Here is an 8,151-nt window from a genome sequence, read left to right on the forward strand (position 1 = left end):
AATCAATCGTTATTCTCCAAAAATGGTACCACCAAATCAATCCATTCTTGAGGCAGATAAGCTGATAAATAGCCATGATTATACCCCTTTGCTTCATACAGGATCGTATTTGGATGTAGCTGCTGAAATAATTTTGCTGATGCTTTCACACAGTTCAATTCTTTTTCACCGTAGATATACAGAACCTGCGCCTTACTGGCAGAAATCGTGTCCTTCAGCTTGTAACGCCCCAGATAGGTTTTGTAAATGGTCACCAATGTTTTGATAGGCGTCCTTGGCAGATCCTCCAAATAATAAGCTTTTATTTCCTCTGGATAAGCGAGTTTAGGATAGAGTTTGTTCATCATGCTTAATTGAAGTTTGCAAGAGAATTTACTGAACATCAGTTTACCAAATAAGGATACTAGAAAGATGCTGATTTTAGCTAATCTTGGTTGAGGAATACAGAGGCTTCCGTCTATGATAGCCTTCTCAGCTATCTTGCTGTCTAAGGACAAAAGCTCCATAGCAATTTGACCACCAAGTGAAACGCCACCGATCGCAAACACCTTTCCACCACAGTTTGCTTTGATATAGTCTAGGATCTCCAAAGCGGAATCTTCAGTAGAAACATAATCGAGTGGATATTCTTCGCCGTGGCCATTCAAAGTAGGTAAAATAACACGGTATTCTTTTGATAAGATCCGTGCTTGACGAAGATAATTCCACCAAGAACTGCCACCGCCATGTATCAGCAAGATAGAAGGCAAATTCTTATCACCAAATTCATGGAATTTCATATTTAAACTCCTTACTGTAAGACTTTCCTAACTACATCTTTGTTTAATCTGTTTGAACAAGCAGTGATACTGCCTCAACATGTGATGCTAGCAAACATCTATATTATCGAACGAAAAGTGACTAGTCTGGCTTTGTTATTATATGATTGAACGATTTTATCACTTTAAAAAATGTAAAAACCTACCGACAAGTCTTCATCAGATTCATGTGGTTTCCAAGCTACATTAAAACCGTATCTATCGCTCCAATCTGGATGCCAGTCGTTATAATATGGGACACGACTGTATTTGCCAAGTGTCACTTCATCCTCCTCTGATGATTCCTGACAGGTTATCCCAAACTGGGTACCATCAAGTTCCCAGGAATTTCCCCAAACATATTCATCAGAAATGACATCAACCCAGCGGGAAGCGTCAATCTCAAAGTCGGTACATAACTTTAACGATTGGAAAGTACTATAGTGCATATTGTAAGGTTTGATATGTATAGCGCAGTCAACGTGATACTTTTCATAATTGGTATACAATAGGATAACCTTCATTGGAATGGGAACGCCATTCAGTTCCAACCACCAGTATCCAAGTTTATTGTGCAAAATATCAAAATATTCGTCTGCTACTACTGATTTAGAAAAATCATCTATTTGCAAACATCGACCTGACCTTAATAATTCAGCTGCAATCCCCTTTGCTTTCTCTTTATCAAAATCAGAATAACGCTTAATCACACGCTTTAACTTGTCAATTGGATATGAGATATCTTTTTGCGTAGCCTGATATACCTTCACAACATGAGCAACCTTCTCAACGTTGTTGATTCCAACAGGAACAACCACAAAATGGTCTTCCCTGATTGATTCATCCTCACAAATATAGGTGTACTCCTCGCCAAACTCTGAGAAAGTGACTAATGCAACTCTATAAACTACATCTGATGAGTTTGAATCAGTTTCTTGATCAGTTATCCCCTTCTCTTCACTATCTAAATCTATCCACTTATAGAAAGTATAACGATTTGGATTCTCATCCTCACCGAATACCATCAAGCTATGACAATTTGGACATTGCCAGGCATAGTATGAAGCATCATAAATATCATAATAATCAATCTTATTATTTTCATCTGCGGTATCCGTTATCTCTTCCCATAACTCATCCGAGAATACCGAAAAAGCATTCTGGTCTGGGGCAGCATGGTCATTCATTGGATATCCGCATTGACAAGTCCACTTACCCATAATAAAACTCCTACAGCTAGTAACAAATCATACCGTTTATCGTTTTAGCCTATTATACCACGAAACAACACAAAAAACTGCAACCTTTCGATTGCAGTTTCCTACAAGTCAACTTCTCTTCCTTCAAGGAAAGTTACAGGAATCTGCCCACTTCCTGAGATTGTGATGTTGTCGAGAAATTGGCACATGATATTCCTGTCAAAATAACTACTCAACTTGACCAAAATCCTATCCAGTTTACCATCTCTACAATCCTATATCAGTCGGTAAAAGGCATCACCACACTATGCAGTTCTCTGTTACCGTATCGTTTCGTCTGTTTCCCTCCTCATTCTATGAGACCTATACCCCATGATACCTTCTCGACCTTCGGTTTCACCTTGTCGCATGGGCGGATCATCTTTCTTTTCTAGGAAATCAAGGAAATAAGGCGACTTGGCTGAGATATGGTTAATCATGAAATCAAACATGAGATAGTAGTCTTGACTGAGTGCCTCAATATCGCTCCAATCTCCAAAACCCTCATCAACCTTGGTATAGTCCACGGGTGCAAACCCGCGGTCGCCTGACGATGGAAAGAAGGGAAGAATGTGGACACCACCGACCACATCTTTCAAAGGACCTTCTAAGACCTGCTTCAAGTCTTTCAGATTTTTTCCAAGACTGTCTGAATAGGTAATTAACATTGCTTAATTTTTACTTTCATAACTTGCTCTATTTACCTTCCTCAAAGCGTTTATAGACTGCTATAAATTCCTCAGCAATCGTTCGAAAACCTTCTGCACTCAATAACTGATCCTCAGCGTGCATCAGAATTAGACCTGTTTGGTTTAATTCCCCATTCATTTCTTTTGTCAAAAGTGAGTGGTGAGCATTGTGTCCCTGTACAAATGCTTCTTCGCCTTGTTTAATTCTATCTTTAGCCTGCTCAAATTCACCCTGCTTAGCCAATTGAATAGCATCGATGTACATAGATTTTGCTGTTCCTACATAGGTGATAATTTGAAAACACACTTCGAGTACTTTTTCGTCCATTTTAATGCCTCTCTTACCAATCTTCGTCTTCTAAATCGCTTGTTTCTTGTATTTCAGCTTGTAAAGCTTGTTTATCCATCTGTTTAATAAACGGATAATAAACAAAGAAAGACATAACCAAAATAAGTGTTTGCAACAAGGCTGTTTTCCAACCACCGATGATAAATCCTGAAATAATTGGAGGACAAGTCCACGGAACTTGAACGGCACCATACATAGGTGTCAGTCCAAAATAAATCGCTGAATACTGGATGATACAAGATAAAATAGGCGTTAATATAAAGGGAATTGCTAAAACTGGATTCATTACAATCGGCAAACCAAAGAGCACCGGCTCATTGATATTAAAGATGGCTGGAACCATTTCAAGACGTCCAAGAATTTTTAGTTGTTTTGATTTTGCAAATGCAACCATGTAAACTACCAAACCAATCGTAATCCCGGCACCTGTAACATTGATAAATTGATCAAAAAATTGAATCGTCACAATATGACCACCATTGGCTAGATTTAATTCAAGGCCCTTATCTAAAATGGCTTGGTTTTCCAAAGCATTCGCCTGTAGCAAGCCACTCATGATGCCACCAACTACAGTTGAGCCGTGCACCCCAAACATCCATAAGAATGGTACAAGGAAACACATAAGCACCGCACCAAACAATGAGTCAGTCAAGCCTTGCATTGGTGTTTGAATAAGATTATAAATCACTTCAATCGTTGTGACCTTAAACAATTGTTCAACAAGTCCGACAAAGATCGTTGCCGCTGTGATGATAACAGTAGCAGGAATCAAGGCTGAAAATGCGTTGGCTACACCAGTTGGTACGCCATCTGGCATTTTGATTTTGATATTTTTCTTCAAAAACCAAGAATAGCTTGCTCCTACAATCAAACCAACGATAATGGCACCAATCATCCCTTTCCCGGAAGTCCAATCCTTCAGAATAATGTTACCAACTACATCCCCATTTTTAGAAATCAAACTGGAGGGCTGGATTAGCAAGAAAACTGCTAAGGCAATGACACCTGCCCCAAGCGGCTCCTGTTTTTCTAGCTTAGCATAGGTATACGCAATCCCAATGACTGTTACAATCGCACTGATATTAAAGGTCGCACCAATTGCTTGATTGAGAACAGGGGTAATACCACTAGTTTCTAACATCGTTGCTAGAGCTGGAACTGGAAAATTGGCCAAGATAAGAAAGATGGAGCCAACAATCAACAATGGCATAGAGAAAACAATACCATCTTTTATCGCTGTTACACCTTTGGTATTGACAAAGGCCATCATCCGATCAACAAACTTTTTAATTAGTTTATCCTTCATCATCTTCTCCTTATTTTTTCATCATGTAAGCTTGTTTAAGAACTGCCATACCGTTTACAGTGCCATAATCAGCCATTGCAATCACTTCTACAGGAACATTGTGAGAAGCACAAATTTCTTTTGCTTTTTCAAGTTGGAAACCAACCTGTGGGCCTAATAGAGCCACATCAATATCTCCAACTCTTTGTTCCAATTCACTGATGGAATAAGCTGCAATTGTTGCATCTTTCCCTTTTTTCTGAGCCGCTTCTTTCATACGCTCAACCAAAATACTTGTTGACATACCTGCTGCACAAAACAATCCAATATTCATTTTAATTACTCCTTATAATTCGTTTCCATTTGATGTAATCACTTTTTGATACCATGTAAAGGAATCTTTCTTCATTCGTTGCAAAGTTCCTTCGCCATTATTATTCTTATCGACATAGATAAAGCCATAACGCTTCTCCATTTCACCTGTACCAGCACTAACAATATCGATACAGCCCCAAGGGGTATAACCAATGACATTTACGCCATCTTCTTCAATCGCTAACATCATTTGTTCAATGTGTTGTTTGAGGTAATCAATGCGGTAAGAATCATGGATTCCATCAGGCTCTACCTTATCATAAGCACCGAATCCATTTTCAACTATAAAAAGCGGACAGTGATAGCGATCGTATAAAAGATTTAAGCTATAGCGTAATCCCTCAGGGTCAATCTGCCAACCCCAATCGCTTGATTCAATATAGGGATTTTTCTTAGTATAAACATCTTTGAAAAGCTCTTCTGTTTCCTCAGATGCTGTAGCAGTCACTGTATCACTCATATAGTAACTCAAGCCAATATAATCTACACAACCTTCTTTTAGAGTTTCTAGATCTTCTGGTAAAATATCCAGTTTGATATTATTTTTTCGACAAAAGGCCTCGATATTGTAAGGACGCTCTCCAAAAACATGAAGATCTCCATAGTGAAATAAACGATGCTCCATTGCCTTCTGGCTAGCAAGTATATCTTTTGTATCACATGTATTCGGGTAAAATGGTACCATTGCCAGCATACAACCAATTTTGAAATTTTTATTGATTTTCCGACCCAATTGAACAACTTTTGCAGAAGCCACTGACTGATAATGGATAACCTGCTGTAGTACCTCAACTGGATTTTCATCTTCTTGATAAATGACACCAGAATTAGTCCATGAGCACCAAGGAACATTAATTGCACCTTGATTATTGATCTCGTTAAAGGTCATCCAATACTTAACTTTGTCCTTATATCGTTCCATGACGACTTCCGCAAAACGAACAAAGAAATCAATCAACTTGCGATTACGCCAAGCACCATACTTAGTAACTAGATGATAGGGCATTTCAAAGTGACTGAGTGTGATGACCGGTTCAATTTGATGAGCTAGCAGCTGATCAAATAAATCATCATAAAATTTCAACCCTTCTTCGTTAGGTTCTTCTTCATCTCCATTTGGGAAGATACGAGTCCAGGCAATCGAAGTTCGAAAACACTTAAATCCCATCTCAGCGAATAATTGTATATCGTCCTTATAGGTTCTGTAAAAATCTATTGCATCATGATTCGGATAATATTCGTCAGGTAAGACGCCATCAGTAATCTGTCGAGAGTGGCTAGCACTTCCAACCGTCATCACATCGGCTATCGAAATGCCTTTTCCACCTTTATCATACCCTCCTTCAATTTGGTGAGCAGCAACTGCCCCACCCCATAAAAAGCCTTCTGGTATTTTTGCCATTTTACCTATCCTTTCTGTATTTTGTACTAGCGCTATGAACAAGTCTATTTTATAACATACTGTACCTGCTGACAATAGATATTGAGATAGAAAATATATGTACAGTCGAACAATATTTGTTACATAAAAAAAACAAGAGTTTTCACTCCTATTTTTTTAAATAAACTTGGTAACGTAAGGATTCTAAAAAATAGACAACTGGAATCTGAGTGGTCAAATTAGTGGAACGTAGCGAGGAATCTGCGTAGGCAACTGGCATAAAGTAGGATAAATTTATATCCGATAGCTGTGATAAAGTGGAAATATCTGTATTTGTCAGACTAACAATCTTAGCATTTCTTTCTTTGAATCCCTGTACCAGAGTTAGAACTTCTTCTGTCTCACCGCTGACACTTAGAGCAATAACCAAAACATCCTCCAAATTAGAATGATGCAATTTCAGAGAATAAAATGGGTTAGTAATAGCAAAGCTAAGAATACCGATTCCAGAAAAAAGATATGAGCCATATTCTGCCAAACTTAGACTAGTACCCACCCCTAAAAAGATAACTTGTTTGGCTTGAACGATCAAGTCTGCTATCTCTGATAGTTGTTTTTTTAAAGCTTCATCTTGGACACTAGTCTGTAAAAATTGTATTGCTGGAATATCAATAGGAAAGTAGTGACGATGTTTATTTTCCTTATCTTCCGACCTTGACAAGGCATATTTTAAATCATTGTAGCTATCAAATCCCATCTTTTTCGCAAAACGAATGATGGTTGTTGTCGATAGATTTATAGATGTCGATAGCTCTCTGATAGTCATCGTAGCAACTTTATCTCTATGTTGCAATATAAAATTATACACGCTTAATTCACTATTATTTAGCCCTTTTGCTTTATGATAATCAAATAAATTCATAGACACCCTTATGCTTTTGTAGTATATAGTTGTTTCATTAACATTTCAATAATGAGAATAACAGGTACCTGCGTCGTAATATTAAACCCATTTAAAAATAATTGAGGAACATGATAGGTTATGGAGCAATCAGATAGCCTTGACAATGTTGATTCCAATGTATTTGTGATGGCAATAACTGGACAACCTTTTTCCTTTAATTTTTGTACAATTTTCAATGTTTGAGAAGTCTCACCAGATTCGGATAAGGCAATGACACAAGTTTTTTCCATACTGTTTTGTAGCACTGGTTGCCAAGGATCTTCAATACACATACTAAATTTGCCAATATTTGAAAAATAGCGCGCTCCATATCGACCTAAAGTTCCAGAGGAACCAATTCCGACAAAAACAATCTGTTCAACGTTCTTTAAGATTGCCACAGCCTCCATAATCAGCTGCAAAAAAGTATCTTGCTCAGTATAATCAATGAATAGCTTCAAAGAATTATTGTCTTGATTGTTTAAAATAATTTGCTCATTTTTTAAATATTCTTTATAAGCAATCTTAAAATGGCTATATCCATCAAATCCTAGATGCTTGCAAAATCGTTGTACGGTTCCAACTGATACATGTGCAAGTTGGGCCAATTCCTTGATTGTCATAGAGGATATATTTTCATTTTCTAAAATAGTTGTATAAATAGCATTTTCTAAGTCGTTAAAACTTGCTACAACCTCATAACTAAACATATAATCCCTTTTTCTATCTCTATTGATTTGCTTACAATGTAACAAAAAACTAATAACCAAAGTGTTCTACACTAAAATAATGGAGAGCATAATGGCTATAAAACCAAGTCAGCATTAAAATCTATTAGAAAACCAGACGAATCAGATTTGTCTAACGAGACATGGTTAAGAGAAAATACTTTAAAACAGTATTGCCTTATGTTCTAGATTATATCATATTTTTGAGCATACTTTGAGTATTGTTAGTTTATTGACTTAAAAGAAACATAACAAGAGCTTATCTCTATTAAATTGTCTCAATTTCAATCGTCCATTCTGGAGATATGTAAGGTGGGGACGTTTCTATTCCCATAAACTCCTTGTCAATGGAAACAAACACGTACC

Annotated in this window: 8 protein-coding genes and 1 pseudogene; all 9 read right to left on the bottom strand. The window is 37.3% G+C overall.

From position 1 onward, the window contains the following. Nucleotides 1-2: 2 nt before the first annotated feature. The gene (locus HMPREF2686_RS08255; protein ID WP_070450215.1) at nucleotides 3-779 is read right to left on the bottom strand and encodes an alpha/beta fold hydrolase; all 777 of its coding nucleotides are present in this window, start codon (nucleotides 777-779) and stop codon (nucleotides 3-5) included. A gap of 164 nt (nucleotides 780-943) precedes the next feature. Continuing rightward, a complete protein-coding gene (locus HMPREF2686_RS08260) occupies nucleotides 944-2,017 on the bottom strand; it encodes a hypothetical protein (RefSeq protein ID WP_024054817.1) in 1,074 nt (357 codons plus the stop codon). Nucleotides 2,018-2,412: 395 nt separating this feature from the next. Next, nucleotides 2,413-2,703, bottom strand: a pseudogene (locus HMPREF2686_RS08265) (alpha-amylase family glycosyl hydrolase); the annotation flags it as partial. A gap of 28 nt (nucleotides 2,704-2,731) precedes the next feature. After that, the gene (locus HMPREF2686_RS08270) at nucleotides 2,732-3,052 is read right to left on the bottom strand and encodes a PTS sugar transporter subunit IIA (protein ID WP_003003528.1); all 321 of its coding nucleotides are present in this window, start codon (nucleotides 3,050-3,052) and stop codon (nucleotides 2,732-2,734) included. 13 nt (nucleotides 3,053-3,065) lie between these two features. Continuing rightward, nucleotides 3,066-4,379: a PTS sugar transporter subunit IIC gene (locus HMPREF2686_RS08275; protein WP_003003586.1), complete on the bottom strand. Its 1,314-nt coding sequence runs from the start codon at nucleotides 4,377-4,379 to the stop codon at nucleotides 3,066-3,068. 10 nt (nucleotides 4,380-4,389) lie between these two features. Then, entirely contained in the window at nucleotides 4,390-4,692 is a 303-nt protein-coding gene (locus HMPREF2686_RS08280; RefSeq protein WP_003003699.1) for a PTS sugar transporter subunit IIB, read from the bottom strand. A gap of 12 nt (nucleotides 4,693-4,704) precedes the next feature. After that, complete coding sequence (locus HMPREF2686_RS08285) at nucleotides 4,705-6,135, bottom strand: 6-phospho-beta-glucosidase (RefSeq protein ID WP_070450217.1); 1,431 nt, start codon at nucleotides 6,133-6,135, stop codon at nucleotides 4,705-4,707. A gap of 148 nt (nucleotides 6,136-6,283) precedes the next feature. Beyond that, nucleotides 6,284-7,036, bottom strand: a complete 753-nt coding sequence (locus tag HMPREF2686_RS08290; RefSeq protein ID WP_003014478.1) for a MurR/RpiR family transcriptional regulator — start codon at nucleotides 7,034-7,036, stop codon at nucleotides 6,284-6,286. Between the two features lie 8 nt (nucleotides 7,037-7,044). Then, nucleotides 7,045-7,767, bottom strand: coding sequence for a MurR/RpiR family transcriptional regulator (locus tag HMPREF2686_RS08295; RefSeq protein ID WP_003014472.1), 723 nt, complete (start codon nucleotides 7,765-7,767; stop codon nucleotides 7,045-7,047). Nucleotides 7,768-8,151 lie beyond the last annotated feature (384 nt).

The sequence above is a fragment of the Streptococcus sp. HMSC057G03 genome (assembly GCF_001808745.1).
GTDB lineage: Bacteria > Bacillota > Bacilli > Lactobacillales > Streptococcaceae > Streptococcus > Streptococcus parasanguinis_Z.